Annotated in this window: 16 protein-coding genes; 7 read left to right on the forward strand and 9 right to left on the reverse strand. The window is 74.5% G+C overall.

Annotation, left to right across the window (positions count from 1 at the left end; all coding sequences use genetic code 11):
• The 3 genes from ACIQVZ_RS10750 to ACIQVZ_RS10760 form a co-directional block, all read left to right on the forward strand.
• A partial coding sequence (locus tag ACIQVZ_RS10750) for an NRAMP family divalent metal transporter (RefSeq protein WP_402448763.1) occupies positions 1–1,191 on the forward strand: 1,191 nt, incomplete at its 5' end.
• Positions 1,192–1,338: 147 nt separating this feature from the next.
• Entirely contained in the window at positions 1,339–2,073 is a 735-nt protein-coding gene (locus tag ACIQVZ_RS10755) for an MgtC/SapB family protein (RefSeq protein ID WP_350883503.1), read from the forward strand.
• Between the two features lie 59 nt (positions 2,074–2,132).
• The gene (locus ACIQVZ_RS10760; RefSeq protein ID WP_350883505.1) at positions 2,133–2,810 is read left to right on the forward strand and encodes a YoaK family protein; all 678 of its coding nucleotides are present in this window, start codon (positions 2,133–2,135) and stop codon (positions 2,808–2,810) included.
• A 44-nt stretch (positions 2,811–2,854) separates the two neighbouring features.
• Here ACIQVZ_RS10760 and ACIQVZ_RS10765 read toward each other — a convergent pair whose 3' ends face one another.
• The 3 genes from ACIQVZ_RS10765 to ACIQVZ_RS10775 form a co-directional block, all read right to left on the reverse strand.
• Positions 2,855–3,517: a hypothetical protein gene (locus tag ACIQVZ_RS10765; protein ID WP_350883507.1), complete on the reverse strand. Its 663-nt coding sequence runs from the start codon at positions 3,515–3,517 to the stop codon at positions 2,855–2,857.
• A 630-nt stretch (positions 3,518–4,147) separates the two neighbouring features.
• Positions 4,148–4,600, reverse strand: a complete 453-nt coding sequence (locus ACIQVZ_RS10770) for an NUDIX domain-containing protein (protein WP_350883509.1) — start codon at positions 4,598–4,600, stop codon at positions 4,148–4,150.
• Positions 4,601–4,641: 41 nt separating this feature from the next.
• Positions 4,642–6,150: an SDR family NAD(P)-dependent oxidoreductase gene (locus tag ACIQVZ_RS10775; RefSeq protein WP_402448767.1), complete on the reverse strand. Its 1,509-nt coding sequence runs from the start codon at positions 6,148–6,150 to the stop codon at positions 4,642–4,644.
• A 279-nt stretch (positions 6,151–6,429) separates the two neighbouring features.
• Between ACIQVZ_RS10775 and ACIQVZ_RS10780 the strand changes: the two genes are divergently transcribed.
• On the forward strand, positions 6,430–7,869 hold the full coding sequence (locus ACIQVZ_RS10780) for a GuaB1 family IMP dehydrogenase-related protein (RefSeq protein ID WP_350883514.1): 1,440 nt from the start codon (positions 6,430–6,432) through the stop codon (positions 7,867–7,869).
• Here the strand turns inward: ACIQVZ_RS10780 and ACIQVZ_RS10785 are convergent.
• The 3 genes from ACIQVZ_RS10785 to ACIQVZ_RS10795 form a co-directional block, all read right to left on the reverse strand.
• Complete coding sequence (locus ACIQVZ_RS10785) at positions 7,830–8,870, reverse strand: DUF5995 family protein (RefSeq protein WP_402448771.1); 1,041 nt, start codon at positions 8,868–8,870, stop codon at positions 7,830–7,832. The genes ACIQVZ_RS10780 and ACIQVZ_RS10785 overlap by 40 nt on opposite strands.
• 102 nt (positions 8,871–8,972) lie before the next feature.
• A complete protein-coding gene (locus tag ACIQVZ_RS10790) occupies positions 8,973–9,362 on the reverse strand; it encodes a DUF3224 domain-containing protein (protein ID WP_350883518.1) in 390 nt (129 codons plus the stop codon).
• Positions 9,363–9,519: 157 nt separating this feature from the next.
• On the reverse strand, positions 9,520–10,608 hold the full coding sequence (locus ACIQVZ_RS10795; RefSeq protein WP_402448773.1) for a PP2C family protein-serine/threonine phosphatase: 1,089 nt from the start codon (positions 10,606–10,608) through the stop codon (positions 9,520–9,522).
• Between the two features lie 143 nt (positions 10,609–10,751).
• On the opposite strand from ACIQVZ_RS10795, the gene ACIQVZ_RS10800 reads away from it, so the two are divergent.
• From ACIQVZ_RS10800 to ACIQVZ_RS10810, 3 genes are all read left to right on the forward strand, one after another.
• Positions 10,752–11,720, forward strand: a complete 969-nt coding sequence (locus ACIQVZ_RS10800) for a pseudouridine synthase (RefSeq protein ID WP_402448776.1) — start codon at positions 10,752–10,754, stop codon at positions 11,718–11,720.
• A 72-nt stretch (positions 11,721–11,792) separates the two neighbouring features.
• Positions 11,793–12,554, forward strand: a complete 762-nt coding sequence (locus ACIQVZ_RS10805) for an SDR family NAD(P)-dependent oxidoreductase (protein WP_350883524.1) — start codon at positions 11,793–11,795, stop codon at positions 12,552–12,554.
• On the forward strand, positions 12,551–13,618 hold the full coding sequence (locus ACIQVZ_RS10810) for an S-adenosylmethionine:tRNA ribosyltransferase-isomerase (RefSeq protein WP_402448778.1): 1,068 nt from the start codon (positions 12,551–12,553) through the stop codon (positions 13,616–13,618). Before ACIQVZ_RS10805 ends, ACIQVZ_RS10810 begins: the two co-directional genes overlap by 4 nt.
• A 59-nt stretch (positions 13,619–13,677) precedes the next feature.
• Here ACIQVZ_RS10810 and ACIQVZ_RS10815 read toward each other — a convergent pair whose 3' ends face one another.
• The 3 genes from ACIQVZ_RS10815 to ACIQVZ_RS10825 form a co-directional block, all read right to left on the reverse strand.
• Positions 13,678–17,358, reverse strand: a complete 3,681-nt coding sequence (locus ACIQVZ_RS10815) for a SpoIIE family protein phosphatase (protein WP_402448780.1) — start codon at positions 17,356–17,358, stop codon at positions 13,678–13,680.
• A gap of 206 nt (positions 17,359–17,564) precedes the next feature.
• The gene (locus ACIQVZ_RS10820) at positions 17,565–18,746 is read right to left on the reverse strand and encodes an alpha/beta hydrolase family protein (protein WP_402448782.1); all 1,182 of its coding nucleotides are present in this window, start codon (positions 18,744–18,746) and stop codon (positions 17,565–17,567) included.
• A 205-nt stretch (positions 18,747–18,951) separates the two neighbouring features.
• Positions 18,952–19,716 (reverse strand): hypothetical protein, encoded by a 765-nt coding sequence (locus ACIQVZ_RS10825; RefSeq protein ID WP_402448784.1) that lies wholly within the window; start codon positions 19,714–19,716, stop codon positions 18,952–18,954.
• Positions 19,717–19,793 lie beyond the last annotated feature (77 nt).

Raw genomic sequence — 19,793 nt, forward strand, 5'->3', positions numbered from 1 at the left:
GCCGGGTACCTCGGGCTGCCGAAGGTCGCCTCGGTGGTGCTGGCCGCCGTGATCATCATCGCCTCGGCGTTCACCGGCTCGTTCCAGCGCTTCGAACGCGTCGCGGTCACGCTGTGCGTGGGCTCGCTGCTGCTGGTGCCGATCTACTTCATGGTCCACCCGAAGACCTCGCAGATGGCGCACGACTTCGTGGTGCCCAGCATGCCGGGCGGCTCGGGCCAGCTGGCGGCCGTGATGCTGGTGATCGTCTCCATCGTGGGCACCACCGTCGCCCCGTGGCAGCTGTTCTTCCAGCAGTCGTACGTCATCGACAAGCGGATCACGCCGCGTTTCATGAAGTACGAGAAGGTCGACCTGTGGATCGGGATCGCCATCGTCATCATCGGCGCCGCCGCGATGATGGGCTTCACCGCCGCGGCCTTCGCCGGCACCGACGGCTTCGGCCAGTTCTCCGACGCGGCCGCCGTCGCCAAGGGGATCGAGGACAAGGCCGGCCACCTGGCGGGCGTGCTGTTCGCCATCGCCCTGCTGGACGCCTCCATCATCGGCGCCTTCGCCGTCTCCCTCTCCACCGCCTACGCCATCGGCGACGTGTTCGGCATCAAGCACTCGCTGCACCGGGGCGTCAAAGGCGCCAAGGGCTTCTACGCGATCTACGCCGGCCTGGTCACCGTCGCCGCCGTGATCACGCTGCTGTCCACCGGCTACACCCAGGGCCTGATGACGCAGTTCGTCCAGGTGCTGGCCGGTGTGCTGCTGCCCTCGGCGACGGTGTTCCTGCTGCTGCTCTGCAACGACAAGGCCGTGCTGGGGCCCTGGGTCAACGGGCCCAAGACCAACGCCTTCACCTCCGCCGTGGTCGGCGTCCTGGTGATGCTGTCACTGATCCTGACCGCCGCCGTGGTCTGGCCCGACATCAGCTCGCAGGCCATCCTGTGGATCATGGCCGGCTGCGGCGTGGTCGGCGTCCTGGTCGCCGGGTACTTCTTCACCTTCGGCCGCCGGGGGACCAAGGAAGACCCGATCGACCGCACCGGCCGCGAGGAGTGGCGGATGCCCCCGCTGGACACCCTCGGCAAGCCGGTCATGTCCACCGCCCGCAAGGTCGGCATGGGCGCCCTGCGCGCCTACCTCCTGGTCGCGATGGTGATGGTCATCATCAAGATCGTCCAGACCGCGCTCAACCACTGAGTCGCAGACCGCAGCCCGGACGGACGGGTGGTGGGCAGCGGCCCGCCACCCGTCCGTCCGTCTCCCAGGTCTCGCAGCCCTTTCCGCTCTCCCCGCTCTCCCCGCTCTCCCCGCTCTCCCCGCTCTCCCAGTGAAGGAGGTGCCGTCGTGCACACCCTGACCACCGTCGACTTCCTCGTCCGGCTCGCCACCGGGGTCGCCTGCGGCGCGCTCATCGGCGTCGAACGCCAGTGGCGGGCCAGGATGGCCGGCCTGCGTACCAACGCCCTGGTCGCCGCCGGCGCCACCCTGTTCGTGCTGTACAGCGAGGCCGTCGGTGACGCCGCCAGCCCCACCCGGGTCGCCTCCTACGTCGTCTCCGGCATCGGCTTCCTCGGCGGTGGCGTCATCCTGCGCGACGGTGCCGGCGTCCGCGGCCTCAACACCGCTGCCACGCTGTGGTGTTCGGCCGCCGTCGGGGTGCTCGCCGCCGCCGGGAAGCTCGAGTTCGCCGCCCTCGGCACGCTCGGCGTCCTCGCCGTCCACCTGATCCTGCGCCCGGCCGGCCGGATGCTCGACCGGGCCCCGCAGTCCGGCAGCGACCCCGACTCCACCGTCCGCGCCACCGTCCACCTGGAATGCGAGCGCAAGGCCGAGACCCACATCCGGGCCCTGCTGCTCCAGGCACTGTCCGCCTCCGGCCTCGCTCCCACCGGCCTGCGCGCCCGCCGCACCGACAGCGGCGACGCCACCAGTCTGCGCGCCACCGTGGCCATCACCGGGCAGGTCGCCCCGGCCCTCGAACAGGTCGTCAGCCGGCTCTCCCTCGAACCCGGCGTCCGCGACCTGCACTGGCACCTCGACGACGAACCCGACGACCCGAGCCGCCCGGCGCTCGCCTAGAGACCGGCCCGGGGGAGGTAGAACGGAGGCACCGTCACGAGGCCGACCAGGAGGTCCCGATGTTCACCCCCGACCCCAGGCACGGGCCGCTGGTGCCGATGCTGCTGGTGCTCACCGTCGTCACCGGACTGGTGGACGCCGTCAGCTACCTCCGGCTCGGCCACGTCTTCGTCGCCAACATGACCGGCAACGTGGTCTTCCTCGGCTTCGCCCTGGCCGGTGCCGCCGGACTCTCCGCCACCGCCTCGCTGAGCGCCCTCGCCGCGTTCGTACTCGGCGCCCTGGTCGGGGGCCACCTCGCCCGACGGCTGCCCGACCACCGCGGGCGGCTGCTGACCACGGCGGTGGTCGCCCAGACGGTGTTCGTCGCCGCGAGCATCGCCCTGGCCACCGTGGCCGGCTACACCTCCGACCCGGCCCGCTACGGCCTGATCGGGCTGCTGGCCTTCGCCATGGGCGGCCAGAACGCGGTGGTCCGCTCCCTCAAGGTCCCCGACCTGACCACCACGGTGCTCACCATGACCATCACGGCCCTCGCTGCCGACCGCACCGGCCCCCGCCGGCTGGCCTCCGCCGTCTGGATGTTCGTCGGCGCCCTCGTCGGGGCCTTCCTCATCCGCCAGGCCGACGTCCCCGTCGCCCTGGCCCTCGCCCTGACCCTCCTCGTCGCCGTCGCGGCCCTCACCCACCGGGCCGCCGGAGCCCACCCGGCCCCGGCCTGGATCCACCCGCTCTGACCCTGCGCCGCGCCCCTCCGCCCACCGGTTCGCTCCAGGTCCTGTCAGTCGTCCTGGCGGTGGCCGGCGCGGCCGCTCCAGAGGGGTTCGAGGCGGGCCCAGCCCTGGGTCCAGGCTTCGTCGGCGCGGCGGTCGAGGACGTGCAGGCGAAGGCGCAGGGCGAGGGTGAGCAGGGCCAGGAGGGCGAGGAGCGCGCCGGCACCGGTGCAGACGGCGGAGACGGCGACGGTGGCGCGGTTGGTCGGGGGCGAGGAGAGGGCGCCGGCGGGGTCGACCCACACGGGGACGACGGTGCCGGTGACGGCCGTGCGGGGGGCCTGGACGGTGCCGGTGTGCGGCTGCCCGTCGGGGTAGGTCCAGGCGGCCTCGGCGTCGACGCGGGTGTTGTAGCCGCTGCCGAAGCGTCCGCCGGTGCCCGCGCCGGTGCCGTGGTCGGGGAGGGTGAGCACCACGGCGTCGACCTTGTGGAGGCGCACGCGGTCGCTGTCGGCCTGGGGTGCGGTGGCGTGGTAGGCGAGCAGGGCGCTGCCGGTGGCGAAGGCGAGGGCGAGCACGGCTCCGAGGGTGCTCAGCAGCCAGGCGCGGGCGCGGGCCCGGTCGACGGGCCGGACCAGCGGTTCGTGCCGGGCACCGAAGGCCCGCCGTAGCCGGCGGCCGGTTCGCGGCGGGCGCGACGAGGGCCGGGCGGGGCGGGGTGTGCTGGACACGTCGACGGCTCCTCAGGGGGCTTGGGGCGGCGCGGTGGTGAGGTCGTGGTGCTTCGTCACCCAATTTCCACCCGGTGGCCGCCCGCGCACAAGAGTCGTGCGGGCTCGTACCACCGGGACCTGTGGACGGCGCCGCCGCACGCCGGTCGCGTTCCGGGTCGCGCCCGGGCACGCGGCCACCCGGCGCCCCTTCGCACACCCGGGACGTTCGGCCCTCGGCAGCGGCCGGGGCGGGCGGGCAGGCTGGGGTCCGGCCGCATCCTTCGTGCCAGGGGACGGCTTGGCCCGGTTGACCGTGGGGGTGCCGGGCCGTGGTGCGGTGCAGGGGGTGAGCGTGGGGCTGCCTCCTGCCCGCCCGCACCCGGGTGACGGCGTCTGCGCCCGGGCGCCGGATGCGCGAACTCGCCGAACGCGCCGGGTGAGCCGCGGCATCGCGAACGGCCACCCGTGGTCGGGATCATCGCCCCGACGCCGCCGCTGCTGAAGCGGATCACCAACCCCGAGGCCGCCCGCAACGGCTGACGGCCCGTCGCCACTCGGAGCGGGCCGCCCGAGCGGTGGGCTCTCAGCGTGGGCCGAACGGGGAGTGGTGCCTCGGCGTCCGAGCGGCGACCGGGTACCCCGTCGCCCTCAGCGGGTGACGGGGTACCCGGTCGTTCCGGCCCGGACCACCGACGGCCGTTCCGGCAGCCAGGCGCCGAGGACCAGCGAGGACGGGTAGAACATCGGCTCCGGCAGCGCGTCCAGCGCGACGCGCTCCCAGCCGCCGCAGGCGTGCGGCTCGGTGACGACCGCCTCGGCCAGGCTCGGCGGCGCCAGCACGGCGGCGGTCAGCCGGGGCCGGCCGAGCTCGTGGTCGAGCAGGAGGGCGAGCACCCGCATCTGCTCGGCGGGCAGCACGATGCCGGTCTCCTCGGCGAGTTCGCGGGCCGCGGTCCGCTCGAAGGACTCGCCGGGATCGACCTTTCCGCCGGGCAGGCTCCAGGTGGGCGGCTCGCCGGCGGTGGTGCGCCGGCCGATCAGCACCCGGCCGTCCCCGGTGGGCACGATGACTCCTGCGCCGAGCAGCGGTGCGGTGGTCAATTCGCCATCTCCTTCGCGGGGATCCTCGCCAGGATCGGGGATTACCAGTTGGAGCGCTCGTAGTCCTTCAGGAAGCAGCCGTACAGGTCCTCGCCGAGCTCGCCGCGGACGATCGGGTCGTACACCCGGGCCGCGCCGTCGACCAGGTCGAGCGGGGCGTGGAAGCCCTCGTCGGCCAGCCGCATCTTGTCCGGGTGCGGCCGCTCGTCGGTGATCCAGCCGGTGTCGACGGCGGTCATCAGGATGCCGTCCGTCTCGAACATCTCGTGCGCGCTGGTGCGGGTGAGCATGTTGAGCGCGGCCTTGGCCATGTTGGTGTGCGGGTGGCCGGCGCCCTTGTAGCCGCGCTGGAACACGCCCTCCATCGCGGAGACGTTGACCACGTACTTGCGGCGGGAGGCGGAGGCGGCCATCGCCGGGCGCAGCTGGCTGATCAGGATGAACGGCGCGGTGGAGTTGCAGAGTTGGACCTCCAGCAGCTCGACCGGGCCGACCTCCTGGACGGTCTGCACCCAGCTGTTGGTGGGCGCGAGGTCGGGCACCAGCCCGCCGGCGTCGATCGCGGTGCCGGCCTCGATCCGGGCGGGCGTGGCGGAGCCGGTGACGAGCGCGAGCGAGGTGACGTCCTCGGCGGCCATCCGCTGCGCGTCGCCGCTCGTCTGGTGGGGGAGGGCGGGAAGGTCGACGCTGCCGCTGCCGAAGCGGCCGATGGTGGTGGCCTGCGGCAGTTCGCCGGCCGGCAGCGGCGCGGACTCGGCGGCGATCAGCTCGCGGTAGGACTCCGGCGGGCGGCGCACGGTCTGCGCGGCGTTGTTGATCAGGATGTCCAGCGGACCGTCGGCGGCGACCTCGTCGGCGAGCGCCATGACCTGGGCCGGGTCGCGCAGGTCGATGCCGACGACCTTGAGGCGGTGGATCCACTCGGCGCTGTCCGGCATCGCGGTGAAGCGGCGGATGGCGTCGTTGGGGAACCGCGTGGTGATGGTGGTGTGGGCGCCGTCGCGCAGCAGCATCAGCGCGATGTACATGCCGATCTTGGCCCGGCCGCCGGTGAGCAGCGCGCGCTTGCCGGTGAGGTCGGCGCGGGCGTCCCGGTGGGACCGGTTCTTGACGGCGCAGTCCTGGCAGAGGTTGTGGTAGAACGCGTCGACCTCGACGTACCGCTGCTTGCACGTGTAGCAGGAGCGGGGCCGCTCCAGGATGCCGGCGATCTCGGTGCTGGTGACGGTGGTCAGGCCGAAGGCGCCGGCGGTCTCGTCGTCGATCCGGGTGGGGGCGCCGGTGGCGGTGCGCGCGGTGACCTCGCGGTCGTTGGCGGTCTTGCGGGCCCGGGTCTCCTGGCGGCGGCGCTGCTTGAGCGTCCGGAATATGCCGCCGACGGCCTGGCGGACGGTGATCGCGTCCGGGTGGTCGACGTGCAGCTGGTCGAGCTCGGCGAGCACGTCCAGGCAGAGCCGCAGCCGCTCGGGGTCGAGGCCGGGACCGTAGTCGATCTCCTCGCCGCTGTCCGTGCCGCTCTGGTCCTGCTTGATGTCCACGCCCGCCGTCATTGCCTGTCGCCGCTTCCCGCTCGCCTCGCCGTTACCGCGTGAATGCTACGGGAGCGGCCCTGGCCGGGGCGAAAACCGTCGGCCTTGGATGATCATCCAAGTCTACGCGCGGAGCATTGATCATGGTTTGTACACAGTGCCAGCAATAGGCCTCGAACTGGCTTTTGATCCCACCGTCCCGGAGAATCGAATGCTGGGTGCCGGGCGCCCGAGTGCGCCCGGCGGCAGTGCCGCAACCGCACCCGAGGTGTAATTTCTCCCAGCCAGAGAGCCCCCTTCATGCGCTTCCTGAACGACCTCAAGCCCTCGTACGACCTTACGTACGACGACGTCTTCATGGTCCCCAGCCGTTCCGCCGTGGGCTCCCGGCAGGCGGTCGACCTCTCCTCGAACGACGGCACCGGCACCACCATCCCGCTGGTCGTCGCCAACATGACCGCCATCGCGGGCCGCCGGATGGCCGAGACCGTCGCCCGCCGCGGCGGCCTGGTCGCCATCCCGCAGGACATCCCCACCGAGGTCATCGCCGAGGTCGTCTCCTGGGTCAAGCAGCGCCACCTGGTGCACGACACCCCGATCACCCTCGCCCCGGGCGCCACCGTCGCCGAGGCGCTGTCGCTGCTGCCCAAGCGCGCGCACGGCGCCCTCGTGGTCGTCGAGGACGGCAAGCCGGTCGGCGTCGTCACCGACTCCGACTGCCAGGGCGTGGACCGCTTCACCAGCCTCGCCGACGTGATGTCCCGCGACCTGCTGCTCCTGGACGAGGGCATCGACCCGCGCACCGCCTTCGACAAGCTCACCGAGGCGCACCGCAAGCTCGCCCCGGTCGTCGACGCCGAGGGCCGGCTCGTCGGCATCCTCACCCGCAAGGGCGCGCTGCGCGCCACCCTGTACACCCCGGCCGTGGACGCCGCGGGCAAGCTGCGGATCGCCGCCACCGTCGGCATCAACGGCGACGTGGCCGGCAAGGCCGAGGCCCTGATCGACGCCGGCGCCGACGTGCTGGTCGTGGACACCGCGCACGGCCACCAGGAGTCGATGATCAGCGCGCTGCGTGCGGTGCGCGGCCTCGACCCGCGGATCCCGATCGTGGCCGGCAACGTGGTCTCCGCCGCCGGTGTCCGCGACCTGGTCGAGGCGGGCGCCGACATCCTCAAGGTCGGCGTCGGCCCCGGCGCCATGTGCACCACCCGGATGATGACCGGCGTCGGCCGCCCGCAGTTCTCCGCCGTGCTGGAGTGCGCCGCCGAGGCGCGCCGGCTCGGCAAGCACGTGTGGGCCGACGGCGGCGTCCGCCACCCGCGCGACGTCGCGATGGCGCTGGCCGCCGGCGCCTCCAACGTGATGATCGGCTCCTGGTTCGCCGGCACCTACGAGTCCCCGGGCGACCTGCAGACCGCCGCCGACGGCCGCCAGTACAAGGAGAGCTTCGGCATGGCCTCGGCCCGTGCGGTCAGCAACCGCACCTCCCAGGACTCCTCGTACGACCGGGCCCGCAAGGCGCTGTTCGAGGAGGGCATCTCGCACTCCCGGATGTTCGTCGACCCGGCCCGCCCGGGCGTCGAGGACCTGATCGACTCGATCGTGGCCGGTGTGCGCAGCTCCTGCACCTACGCGGGCGCCAACACCCTGGAGGAGTTCCAGGAGAAGGCGATCGTCGGCATCCAGAGCGCGGCCGGCTACGCCGAGGGCAAGCCGCTGCACTCCAGCTGGGCCTGATCGGGCCGGGCCCGAGCGCCCGCTCCTTCACCGGCCGGCCGGTTCCTCGCCTCGGGGAGCCGGCCGGCCGCCGTACGGGGCGCGTCCGGTGCCCTGCGGGGTGCGTCCGGCGCCGTGCCCGGCGCGTGCGGTGCCTTGCCCTGCGCGTCCGCCGTGCCCGCCGCCGCGCCCGGTGCGTCCGCCGTGCGTGGTGAGCCGCCGGATGCGTCCGGCACGGGGTGCGGGCCGAGCGGGAGCAGCAGGGCGTGGCCGAGCAGGCCGGCCGAGCAGTCCAGGGCGGCGGCGAAGGCCCGCGCGGCGGTCGGCACCGCGCGCAGCTCCCAGAGCGCCTGGACGGCGGACCACGCCCCCTCGCGGGCGGCCTCCACCGACCAGACGCCGAGCAGGTGGGTGAGCGGCTCGGCGCGCTCCAGCAGGTCCGGGCCGGGCATCAACTGCTCCCGGACGGCCGTCTCCACCTCCGCCAGCAGGCCGTTGATCCGGTGGTAGTCCGCCGCGAGCCCGGCGGGCTCGCAGCCCCGCCGCAGGCAGGTGTCCACGACGGCGAGCGGCAGGTCGTGCTGGATGTGGGCGTTCATCCCGGCCAGCGCAAACTGCAACGGGTGCACCCCCGGGTGGGCGCGCAGCGCGAACAGCGGCCGCCAGCAGGCGGGCGGCTCCTGCCCGGCCGCGTCGGCGGCCACGGCCAGCAGGTAGCGCCCGGCGAACACCGTATCCAGCTCGGCCATCGCCGCCGGATCGGCGAAGTACGCGCCGCCGAGCCGGTCGCGGACGGCCTCCGTGACGGTGAGGTAGAGCCGGTTGAAGACCGCCACCCCGTCCGCCGGGGGCAGGCCCGCCCCGATCTCCCGCAGCCGACCGACCACCTCCTCGACCGTGACCGGCGCCGTGACTGGCGCCGTGACCTGAGTCGTGACTGGCGTCGCGACAGGCGCCGTGACCGTGTTCGCGGCCTGCACCGCGACCGGCGTGCCGTCCGCCGCCATCGTCGTACCGGGCATGCGCCACCCTCCGATGTCGATCGTGCACTGATCGCATCATCGTGGCAGCGCGGACGGCAGCTCGGTGCGTGCGGCACGCGGCGCGCAGGGGAGACCAGATGATCAGCCCAGCTCGTACTCCAGGACGTAGGTGTGGGTACCGGCCTCGTCGACGGTCAGGTGGAACTCGCCGGTGAGCCCGGCCAGCTCGCCCGACCCGGTGCCCGGCACCACGCGTATGGTCGTTCCGCCGGTGTCCCACGCCGCGTGCTGGAGCACGAACGAACCCTTCCGCCCGTCCAGTTCGCCCGTCACGTGCTCCACCGCGACGTACGACGCCGGACCGCCCGAGGGGCCCGCGACGGAGAGCATCCGCACCTCGCTGGTGCCGCTCAGCCCACCCGTGAAGTTCTTGGAGATCCGGACCCGCCCGAAGGCCGCACCCTCGCGCTCCTCCGTCTCCACCGGTTCGAATCCGGTCAGCTCGAACGACCCGCTGGCCTTGTCCCCCATGGCACTCTCCCTCCGACGATCGCTACCCGGCCGGCCCCTCACCGACCGTGCGTGAAGCCTTGCACACGGCACTGACAATCAGCCGGGCCGTCACCGCTCCCGTCGGCCCGCCCGCCCGTCCGCCCGTCCATCCGCCCTCCGTCCGCCCGTCCGCCCGTCAGTGCTCCCAGCGGAGCGCCAGCAGCGCCGCGTCGTCCGTCAGCCCGGCGTCGCCGACCCAGCCGTCGACGTCCGCGAGCAGGTCCTCCAGCAGGTCCGCCGGGCTCCCCGCGGGCAGCCCCGGCAGCCGCTCCTCCACCGGGTAGAACCGCCCCGAGGCGTTGCGGGCCTCGGTGATGCCGTCGGTGTACAGGAGCAGCAGGTCCCCCGGCAGCGGCTCGAAGCGGCCCGTCGGGTACCCGTCACCGGTCAGCCCCAGCAGCCCGAGCGGCGGCACGGCGTACGCCGGCGTCAGCGCGCGCACCCGGCCCGCGCGGCGCAGCAGCGGGGGCGGGTGCCCGCAGTTGACCACGCCGACCGGCCCCCGCTCCGCGGGCACGGTCAGCAGCAGCGCGGTGGCGAAGCGCCCCTCCTCCGGCCGGGCGGCGAGCGCCGCGTCCAGCCGCTCGGCCAGCCGCCCGAGATCGGGCTCCGTCCGGGCCGCCTCGCGGAACACCCCCAGCACGTCCGCCGCCGTCTCCACCGCCGGCAGCCCGTGCCCCTGCACGTCCCCGAGCAGGATCCGGGTGCCGTAGCGGGTGTCGACCACCGCGTACAGGTCCCCGCCGATGCGTGCCTCGGCCGCCGCCGCGACGTAGCGCACCGCGATGCGCAGCCGCCCGATCCGCTCGGGCGGCGGGCGCAGCAGGGCCCGCTGCGCCGCCTCGGCGACCGTCCGGACGTGGAACAGCTCCCGCTCCCGGGCCGCGACCAGGACGACGTTGGCGGCGCTGGCCAGGGTCGCCGCGAGCACCGTGATCAGCGCGGTGATGTGCACCTCGGCCGGCAGTTCGGTGTTGGTGGTCTCCAGCAGCGCGACCGCCACGACGGCGATGCCCCCGGCGGCCAGCGGCACCCGGGCGGTGCGGGTGGTCGCCCCGGCCAGGACCGGCGCGACGGCCAGCACGGGGGAGAGGGTCGTCCCCGGCCCCGTCACCAGGTCGGCCACCACGGCGGCGACCAGCAGCCCGAAGGCGCCGACCAGCAGCATCCGGGTGCGCCGCGGCAGATGCAGCGGCGGTACACCGTCCGGGCCGTCTGCGCTCACACGTCCTCCCGGCTGCTCCCGGCGGGTTGGCGACCTACCGTCCACTGTGCTCCGCACTCCCCGTGAGCGGCACCTCGGGGCCGGGGCGGCTCGGCGGCCTCGGCCGAGGCCGCCCCGGGCGGGCGGACTACGCTGGCCGGGAGATGAGACGCAAGAGCCGCCGCCCGGCCTCCCCCCTCCCGCAGCGCCACGGTGTGGACCCGGTGCACCTGCGGCTGCCGCCCGAGGGCCCCTGGCCGACCGTCCGCGCCTACCTGGTCGAGCGGCTGCCGGCCGTGGCCGCCGCGCGGATCGACGCGGCGCTGAGCGGCTGCGAGATCGTCGGCGAGCACGGCCCGGTCGCCCCGGACGAGCCGTTCCGGCCCGGCGCGCACCTGTGGTTCTACCGGGATCTCCCCGAGGAGGTCCGCGTCCCGTTCGAACTGGAGGTGCTGTATCGCGACGAGCACCTGGTCGTCGTCGACAAGCCGCACTTCCTGGCCACCACCCCGCGCGGCCGGCACGTCGTCGAGACGGCGCTGTCCCGGCTGCGGCACGGTCTCGACCTGCCCGCCCTCAGCCCCGCCCACCGGCTCGACCGGCTCACCGCCGGCCTGGCCATGTTCGTGGTGCGGCCCGAGGAGCGCGGCGCCTACCAGACCCTGTTCAGCGACCGGCTGGTGCGCAAGGAGTACCAGGCGATCGCCCCGTACGACCCGGCGCTGGAGCTGCCGCGCACCGTGCGCAGCCACATCCTCAAGGAGCGCGGGGTGATCGCGGCCCGAGAGCTGGACGCGCCGCCGAACAGCGAGAGCCGGATCGACCTGCTGGAACGCCGCGACGGCCTGGCCCGCTACCGGCTGCGGCCGCTGAGCGGGCGCACCCACCAGCTGCGGCTGCACATGTGCGGCCTCGGCGTGCCGATCCTCGGTGACCCGGTGTATCCGGTGGTGCTGCCCGAACCGGCCCCGGACGACTTCCGTCGCCCGCTCCAACTTCTCGCCTCGGTGGTCGAGTTCACTGACCCGCTGACCGGTCGGGAACACCGCTTCGACACCCGGCGCACCCTCGCCGCCTGGACGGACCCGCAAGCCTGGGCCGCCGGCCCCGGTCCGGCGACCCATTCGCTCTAGGCCCAACGGACGACCGGGTCCCGGTCCCGGCGGCCGATCCGCCGCCGCCGCTCGCGGGGCGAGGGTGAGGGCATGAACGCAGCACAGCACACCGCCCCCGCCCAGGCCCCCGCCCCCGTCGCCGTGGTCACCGGCGCCTCCCGGGGGCTCGGCCTGGCGCTCGCCCGGGCCCTCGCCGCCGACGGCTGGCAGCTGGTGATCAGCGCCCGCGGCGCGGCCGGACTCGCCGCCGCCGAGGCGGCCCTGGCCGCCGTCACCAAGGTCGTCGCCCTCTCCGGTTCCATCGTCGACGACGACCACCGTGCCCACCTGACCGCGGCCGCCGACGGGCTCGGCGGCGCGAGCCTGCTGGTCAACAACGCCGGTACGCTCAACGGCGCCACCGCGCCCGGCGCCGAGCCGCTGCCCCGGCTGGCCGACCACCCGCTCCCGGACCTGCTGGAGACCTTCGAGGTCAACACGCTCGCCCCGATCGCCCTCACCCAGCTCCTCCTGCCTCAGCTGCGCGCCCGCGCCGGGGCCGTGCTCAACGTCAGTTCGGACGCCGCCGTCGTGCCCTACCTCGGCTGGGGCGGCTACGGCGCCAGCAAGGCGGCGCTCGACCACGCCACCGCCGTACTCGCCCGCGAGGAACCGGAGTTGCGGGTGTGGGCGGTGGACCCGGGCAGTATGCGCACCGGGATGTTGCAGGAGGCCAGCCCCGGTGAGGACATCTCCGGCGAGCCGCTGCCCGAGGAGGTGGTGCCGGTCCTGCTCGGACTGCTGCACGACCGGGCCGCCTCCGGCCGCTACCGCGCCGAGGACCTGAGGGCCGCAGCCGGGGGTGGGCGATGACCGGACTCGTGGACCTCGGCCTCGACGTCGCCGTACCGCCCGAACTCTCCGCCCGGGCACCGGCGGAGGCGCGCGGCGGGGCGCGGGACGGCGTGCGGATGCTGGTCGGCCGACGCGATCGGGGGAGCGTCGAGCACCACCGCTTCACCGAGCTGCCCGGGGTGCTGCGCGCGGGTGACCTGCTGGTGGTCAACAACTCGGCCACCCTGCCGGCCGCGCTGCCTGGCCGGCTGCCCGACGGTACGGCCGTCGCGCTGCACCTGTCCTCCGCCCAGCCCGACCAACGCGGCTCCCACCTGGTGGAGTTGCGTCGGGTGGTGCCGGGGTCGGCGGCCGCCTGCTATCCGCCGGCCGACTCCCCGGCCCGCCCCGGTCTGCGGGTGACGCTGCCCGCCGGCGGCGCGGCCGAGCTGGTCGCACCGTTCACCGCCCGGCTCTGGTATGCCCGACTCGCGTTGCCGGCAAGGCTGTTGCCGTACCTGGAGGTGCACGGCAAGGCGATCCGGTACGGCTACGTGGACCGCGACTGGCCGATCGAGGCCTACCAGACGGTCTTCGTGGCCGTCCCCGGCAGCAGCGAGATGCCCAGCGCCGCAAGGCCGTTCAGCGCGGAGGTGGTGGCCCGGCTGGCGGGTCACGGGGTGCTGGTCGCGCCGGTCACGCTGCACACCGGGGTGGCCTCGCCGGAGGCCCACGAGGCGCCGTACGCCGAGCGGTTCCACGTCCCGGCGGCCACTGCCCGCCTGGTCGGCCATGTGCGGGCCGGCGGCGGGCGGGTGATCGCCGTCGGCACCACGGTGGTGCGCGCCCTGGAGTCGGCCGCCGCGTCGGACGGAACCGTCCAGGAGGCGGGCGGCTGGACGGAGTTGGTGATCACTCCGGAGCGCGGGGTGCGCGCGGTCGACGGCCTGCTCACCGGCTGGCACGAGCCCCGGGCCTCGCACCTGCTGATGCTGGCCGCCGTCGCCGGGCGGCCGCTGCTCGCCGAGTGCTACCGGGCTGCCGTCCGGCACCGCTACCTCTGGCACGAGTTCGGCGACGTGAACCTGCTCCTGCCGGACTGAGCCCGCGGGCCGCGCCACCCGGTCGCGGGCCGTGCCACCCCGCCCGGTCGCGGGCCGGATCACTCGGACGGGCTGCCCGGGGGCAGTTCCAGCTCGAACCAGACCACCTTGCCGTCCCCGGTGCGGCGGCTGCCCCAGCGGTGCGCGAGCTCGTTGACCAGGTGGATGCCGCGCCCGCCCTCGTCGTCGGCACGGGCGCGCCGGATCCGGGGCGTCTCGCTCTCCTGGTCGGCGACCTCGACGGTGAGCGCCCGGTTGCAGAACAGCCTCAGCTGGGTGGGGGATCCGGCGTGCACCAGGGCGTTGGTGATCAGCTCGCTGGTGAGCAGTTCGGCCCAGTCGGCGAGCGCTTCGAGGCCCCAGGCGGCCAGCGTCTCGCGGGTGAAGCGGCGCGAGTGGGCGACCATCGCGCGGTCACCGGTGAGCGGCAGGCTGGCGATCCGGTCCGCGCCGACCGGCCGGACCTGCGCCATGATGACGGCGATGTCGTCCTCGCTGGTGGGGCCGGTGAGCTCGGCCAGGACGGCGTCGCAGGTCTGCTCCAGTGAGCGGCGCCGGTCGGCGATCGTCCGGCAGAGCAACTGCAGCCCCTCGTCGATGTCGTGGCCCCGGCGCTCGACCAGCCCGTCGGTGTAGAGCGCCAGGATGGCCTCCTCGGGGAGGGTGAACTCCACGCTCTCGAAGGGCACCCCGCCGACGCCGAGCGGTGCGCCGGGCGGCAGTTCGACCAGGTGCGCCCGCCCCTGCGGATCGGCGACGACGGGCGGCAGGTGGCCGGCGCAGGCGGCGGTGCAGTGGCGGTCCACCGGGTCGTACACCACGCAGACGCAGGTGGCGAACTGGCCCTCGCCGAGCGCGCTGGAGGCCTCGTCCAGCCGGTGCAGGACGCGTTCCGGATCCAGATCCAGGGTGATCAACGTTCGGGCGACAGTGCGCAGTTGGCCCATGGTGGCGGCGGCCCGGATGCCGTGTCCCATCACGTCGCCGACGATCAGCGCGACCCGCCCCGAGGAGAGCGGCACGACGTCGAACCAGTCGCCGCCGACCTCGCTGACCACGCTGCTGGGCAGGTAGCGGTAGGCGAGGTCCAGGCCGAGCGTGCGGTGGATCTCCTGCGGCAGCAGGCTGCGCTGGAGGGTGAGCGCGGTGTCCCGCTCGCGCCGGTAGAGCCGGGCGTTGTCGATCGCGAGGGCGGTGCGCGCGGCGAGTTCCTCGGCCAGCGAGCGGTCCTCCGGGCCGAACGGCTCCGGGTTGCGGGTACGGACGAACTCCGTGCCGCCCAGCACGAGTCCGCGCGCCACCAGCGGCACCATCAGGTACGAGTGCACCCCGGCGGCCAGCCCCGGCTGGACCCGGTCGGGCGAGGCGGCGATCCGGCGCATCTCCTCCTCGGTCACCTCGGAGACCAGGATCGAGCGCCGGGTGCGCAGGCTCTGGGCGTACAGCTGGGCGGACTGCGAGGTCTCGCCGACCTGGTCGGAGGCCGCCGTCATGGAGCCGTCCCGGGTCGCCTCGCCGACCGCCACCGCCCGCATCAGGATCGTCTCGTTGTCCGGGACGGGGCCGGGCTCCTCGCCGCCGAGCACCGCGTCGCGCAGGTCCACGGTGACGAAGTCGGCGAAGCGCGGGATCACCACCTCCACCAACTCCTTTGCGGTGCGGTGCAGATCGAGAGTGGTGCCGATCCGGGTGCTGGCCTCGTTGAGCAGCGACAGCCGCTGCTGCGCGGCCCGCGTCTCGTCCAGCGCCCGCTGCCGGGCGGCGGCCGCGTCGCGCTCGCGGGTGAACAGCAGCGCGTTGTCGATGGACACGGCGGCCCGCACCGCCAACTCGCCGGCCAGCGCCAGGTCCTCCTCCTCGTAGGGGCGCTCCACCAGGGTGCGGTAGAAGCCCGCGACGCCGACCGCGGTGCCGCGCGCGATCAGCGGGACGACCATGAAGGAGTGGACGTTCTGCTCCCGCACCGCCGCGGCGCGCACCGGGTCGTCGGCGAACCAGGCCATCCCCTCCGCGTCCATCCGCGGCACCAGGACCGGCCTGCGGTGCGCCAGGCTCCACGCGTACGGCGTGCCGGGGACGAAGCGGTGCACCCCGCCGAGCCGGGCGACCGGCCGCAACGTCGAGCCGGGCACCGAGTGGAAGGCCATCCGCCGCAGCAGCGCCGAACCGTCCGCCGGGGCGCGGGCCTCGCGTTCGCCGCGGACCAGGTCCTCCAACACCTCCACCACCACGGAGTCGGCCAGCCTGGGCGTCGCCACCTCGGCCAACTCCTGCGCGGTCTGGGCGAGATCGAGGGTGGTGCCGATCCGGGTGGAGGCCACGTTGACCAGCGCCAGCCGCTCCTGGGCGGCCTTCGCCTCGCGCAGCGCCTGCTGCCGGGCCAGGACGGTCTGGTGCTGGCGCAGGTAGAGCCGGGCGTTGTCGATCGCGACGGCGGCCCGCGAGGCCAGCTCGTCGCCGAGGGTGATGTCGGCCTCGGCGAACGACTCCCGGTCGCCGCGCCGCGAGTACACCACCATGCCGAGCGTGGTGCCGCGCGCCACCAGCGGGGTGATCCGCACCGAGCGCGGCCGGTCGCCGAGGTAGGCCCGGCGGTGGCTCTCGGTGATGGCCGCGCTCAGCAGCGGCAGCTCCCAGGACGGCACCACCACCGTCCGCCCGGTGGCCAGCGCCCGGGCGTACGGGGAGTCCGGCGTCAGTTCGTACAGCGAATCCACCGGCAGCGACTCGGCCGGGTACAGCGGGTCGGTGGTGGCCAGGGCCAGCCGGCGGACCAGTTGCGGCGCGTCCGGGTCGGGCGGTTCGACGTTCCGCCCGGCCACCAGCACCTCCAGCGCGAACACCCCGCTGATGTCGGCGACGCTGGGCACCATCGCGTCGGCCAGCTCCCGGGCGGTCTGCCGGAGGTCGAGCGTGGTGCCGATCGAGGCGGTCGCGTCGACCAGCAGGGCCAGCCGCTCCTGGGCCCGCGCCGCCCGGGCCTCGGCGCGGAACCGCTCGGTGACGTCGATGACGGTGGAACTCACGCCGAGCACCCGGCCGCCGGGTTGCTCCAGCCGGAAGTACGAGGCGGACCACGCGTGGTCGTGCTGCGGGTCGCCCGGGGTGCGGCCGTGCGACCGGGTGTCCACCACCGGTTCGCCGCTCTCCAGCACCCGCCGCATCACCGCCTCCGCCTCGGCGCCGTTGATCCCGGGCAGCACCTCGGTGAGCCGGTGGCCGAGCTGCTCCTCGACGGACAGGCCGTTGGCCCGGGCCAGCGCCTCGTTCAGCCGGATGAAGCGCAGCTCGGGGTCGAAGACGCCCATGCCGACCGGGGACTGGGTGAAGAACCCGTCGAGCACCGCCAGGTCCGCCTGGATCCGGCGCAGCGTGGTCACGTCGGAGGCGACGGCCAGCACCAGTGTGCGGCCGTCCGGCCCGGTGATCGGATGGGTGTGGAACTCCAGGTTCACCAGGTGCCCGTCCCGGTGCCGGACCGGGAACACACCGGACCAGGCCCGGCCGTGCAGGACCTGCTGGAACAGCTCCAGCACCTCGGGCCGCTGCTCCTCGGAGGTCAGCAGCTTGGCGGCCTTGGCCCCGATCGCCTGCCCCGGGGAGTAGCCGAGCAGTGCCTCCGCGTCGCCGCTCCAGTGCAGGATCCGGCCGTCGGCCTCGATCAGCGCCGTCGCGATCGGCACCATCAGCAGGGCGTCCTGTTGCGGCTCGCCCAGGTGGTGTTCGTTGTCGTTCACCATGGCCAGAGAACCGTCCGGAGATCGTCCCCACCAGCCCTGCCATCTTCGCACGCGGCCCCGGCGGGCCGCTCACCGTAGCGGCTCACCGGAGCGGCAGCGGGCGCTCCGGGGAGAAGCCGTCGAGCTCCCGGCGGTACCGCCGCTACCGGCGGCACCGCGGCGGGGCCGCCGGCAGGCTGCCGCCGGCCCCGCCCACCCCGCCCCGGTCACGGCCGGAACGTCACCTCCGGATCGGCGGCGGTCGGCCCGTCGAGGAGCGGCTGCCGCACGCCCTTGAGCTGGAGGTCGAAGAAGGCCGCCACGTACGAGCGGGTGAGCTCCGCGCCCCGCCCGCCCGACATCGTGGTGCCGGGAGGCTGGGGCAGGTTGAGCTTCTCGAAGAACAGCGGGAAGTCGGTGAAGGTGCCGTGGTTGGAGCCGGCGAAGGTCAACCAGCGCTTCCAGCCGTCGAGGTGCGGCCAGCTCTCCGTCCAGCTGCTGTCCTCGGCGCCGTCGGGCAGCGGGTGGCCGATCATCAGGAAGGGCTTGCCGCCGATCCCGGAGGCGGGGACGGTGACGTCCATGGTGCCGTCCAGGTCCACCCCGGCCCGGATCCGGTCGTCGGTGAGCAGGGACGGGACGGTCGAGGCGCCGCCGGCCGAGTGCCCGGCCATCCCGATCCGGTCGCGGTCGATCATGCGGGCGTAGCGCCACGCCGGGTGGGGGCGGGCGGTCAGCTGGTCGAGGACGAAGGAGACGTCCTTCGCCCGGCTGTTGTCCACGGCCGCCCAGGACTCCGGGGTCGTCAGCTTGTCGCACAGCAGGCACGGGAGGGTCTGCCCGTCGGGGAACGTCGTCCCGGTGTTCTCGTAGGTGTGGTCGACCAGCGCGACGACGTACCCGCGACTGGTCAGGTCCTCGGCGAGGCCGCTCAGCGAGGCCCGCGGCATGGTGAAGCCCGGCGACAGCACCACCAGCGGGAAGTGGCCGCCCTGTGGGCGCGCGTCGGACTTCGCCCAGGTCCGGGTGCCGGTGACCGTCCCGGTCGGGATGGTGTTGCCCGGGAGCTTCCCGTCCAGCAGCATCCGGGCGGCCGCAGGGGTCATGTACGGGGCCGCGCTGCCCGTCCCGGCCTTCGCGGGGTAGTACATCGACACCATCAGCTGGCGCGGACCGGCGGAAGGGACCCACGGATCCGGGCGGTCCTGGTCCACCAGGCGCAGGATCTCCTGCCCGACCGCGTACGGGCCGGTCGGGCGCGGCAGGTCGACGTGGACGGCGGCGGGGTCGGGAGCGGAGGCGTTCGCCGGGGCGGCGGGAGCGGCCAGGGCCGGCGCGGCGGCGGCGACGGACAGCGGCAGGGTGAGCAGCAGGGCCGCCGCGGCGGCGGTGGTGCGAAGTCGGTTCATGTGAGGGACGGTAGGCCGGGGGAGCGGAAGTTGACGTCCCCTCAGCGGTGTACAGATCCCTTCCGGGACGTGCGGGCGGGGACCCTTAGGGGTCGGCCGGATGGATGCCGGCCGGGCCGGACCGGAGCAGGCCGGGGTCGCTTGAGGAGCCGGACCCACCGAGGAGCAGTGGGTTCGGGAGTCCAGCCCCCGGGTCGCCCTCCGGTCAGAGGCTCAGGGCCCGGACCTCCTCGACGAAGGCCGCCGCCGCACCGGCGTTCGGCACCGGGAGGGTGAGCGGCAGGCCGGCCGAGTGGGTCCGGATCTCCAGCTCCCCGAGCTCCGAGGCCCGCGCGGACCGCACCTCCGCCCACCGGAACGCCTCCGTCGCGGCGAGCGGGTGCGGCGGCCGGTGCACCAGCCCGCCGGCCGTCAGCGTCAGCCGCCCCCGGGCGAACCGGACACCGCCCTCCGTGCGCAGCGCCTCGTGCAGTGCGGCCCGGAGGGTCGGGCGGAGTCGCTCGTCGAGCTCCCGGAACAGGTCGTCCAGCTGCCGCAGCTGTGCCAGTGGCAGCGGCTCGTCCGCGCCGACCAGCCAGATCCGGCCCTGCTCGCCCACCCCGTGCCGCCCGCCGGGGGAGTACTCGGTGGCCTCCACCGCGCTCCACGGCAGGGGCCGCTCCGCGCCGTCCGACCCGACCAGCACCAGCCCGTGCTCGTGCACCCGGGCGGCCCGCAGGCCCGCCGCCGGCCGCAGCCGCCCGTACCCGCTCGCGGCCGTGATCGCCGCCGCGGCCACCACGGGCGCGGGCCACCACTCCCCGCTCGCCAGCCAGGCCGCCCCGGCGACAGCGGCCGACGCCGCGTCCAGCCATGCCCGGGTCCGCCACGGCAGCGGCCGGAACCGCCGGTACACCCGCACCGCCCGGCCGAGCCGCCCGTCGCCGCCCGCGACCGACCGCGCCCGCGCCAAGGGCCACACCACTGCCACCTCGGCCACCTCCCGCTGAGCGAACACCACAACCGGAACCACGACTGTCGGATTCTCAGCATCGACCGACCGCCGCG

It is taken from the genome of Kitasatospora sp. NPDC098663 (genome assembly GCF_044760075.1).
Lineage (GTDB): Bacteria > Actinomycetota > Actinomycetes > Streptomycetales > Streptomycetaceae > Kitasatospora.

Coding starts and splice junctions, on each gene's coding strand:
- ACIQVZ_RS10760 (WP_350883505.1), top strand. CDS start 2,133: ATGTTCACCCCCGACCCCAGGCACGGGCCGCTGGTGCCGATGCTGCTG.
- ACIQVZ_RS10775 (WP_402448767.1), bottom strand. CDS start 6,150: ATGACGGCGGGCGTGGACATCAAGCAGGACCAGAGCGGCACGGACAGC.
- ACIQVZ_RS10780 (WP_350883514.1), top strand. CDS start 6,430: ATGCGCTTCCTGAACGACCTCAAGCCCTCGTACGACCTTACGTACGAC.
- ACIQVZ_RS10785 (WP_402448771.1), bottom strand. CDS start 8,870: ATGCCCGGTACGACGATGGCGGCGGACGGCACGCCGGTCGCGGTGCAG.
- ACIQVZ_RS10790 (WP_350883518.1), bottom strand. CDS start 9,362: ATGGGGGACAAGGCCAGCGGGTCGTTCGAGCTGACCGGATTCGAACCG.
- ACIQVZ_RS10800 (WP_402448776.1), top strand. CDS start 10,752: ATGAGACGCAAGAGCCGCCGCCCGGCCTCCCCCCTCCCGCAGCGCCAC.
- ACIQVZ_RS10805 (WP_350883524.1), top strand. CDS start 11,793: ATGAACGCAGCACAGCACACCGCCCCCGCCCAGGCCCCCGCCCCCGTC.
- ACIQVZ_RS10810 (WP_402448778.1), top strand. CDS start 12,551: ATGACCGGACTCGTGGACCTCGGCCTCGACGTCGCCGTACCGCCCGAA.
- ACIQVZ_RS10815 (WP_402448780.1), bottom strand. CDS start 17,358: ATGGTGAACGACAACGAACACCACCTGGGCGAGCCGCAACAGGACGCC.
- ACIQVZ_RS10820 (WP_402448782.1), bottom strand. CDS start 18,746: ATGAACCGACTTCGCACCACCGCCGCCGCGGCGGCCCTGCTGCTCACC.